General features: G+C 70.0%; 1 protein-coding gene. It reads left to right on the top strand.

Going from position 1 to position 383, the window contains the following annotated elements:
* On the top strand, positions 1-383 hold a 383-nt coding region (locus tag ACEPPI_RS40765), incomplete at both ends, for a beta-ketoacyl synthase N-terminal-like domain-containing protein (RefSeq protein WP_373920279.1).

The following is a 383-nucleotide window of genomic DNA, read 5'->3' as shown; positions in this document are numbered from 1 at the left end:
GACGACCCGATCGCGATCGTGGCGATGAGCTGCCGCTTCCCGGGTGGTGTGCGGACGCCGGAGGACCTGTGGCGTCTGCTGTCCGAGGGCGGTGACGCCATCGGTGAGTTCCCGGCCGATCGTGGTTGGGACCTGGAGCGGCTCTACAACCCGGATCCCGACCAGCAGGGCACGTTCTACGCCCGTGAGGGCGGGTTCATCTACGACGTCGCCGACTTCGACGCCGACTTCTTCGGGATCTCGCCGCGCGAGGCCCTGGCCATGGACCCGCAGCAGCGCCTGCTCCTGGAGACCACCTGGGAGGCGTTCGAGCGGGCCGGGATCGATCCGGCGGCCGTGCGCGGCAGTCAGGCCGGTGTCTTCGTCGGCACCAACGGCCAGGA

Origin of the sequence: Streptomyces sp. AB3(2024), from assembly GCF_041862025.1 — a bacterium.
Classification (GTDB): domain Bacteria; phylum Actinomycetota; class Actinomycetes; order Streptomycetales; family Streptomycetaceae; genus Streptomyces.
The sequence above is the reverse complement of the archived record's forward strand: the minus strand, read 5'-3'. Positions and strand labels throughout refer to the sequence as shown.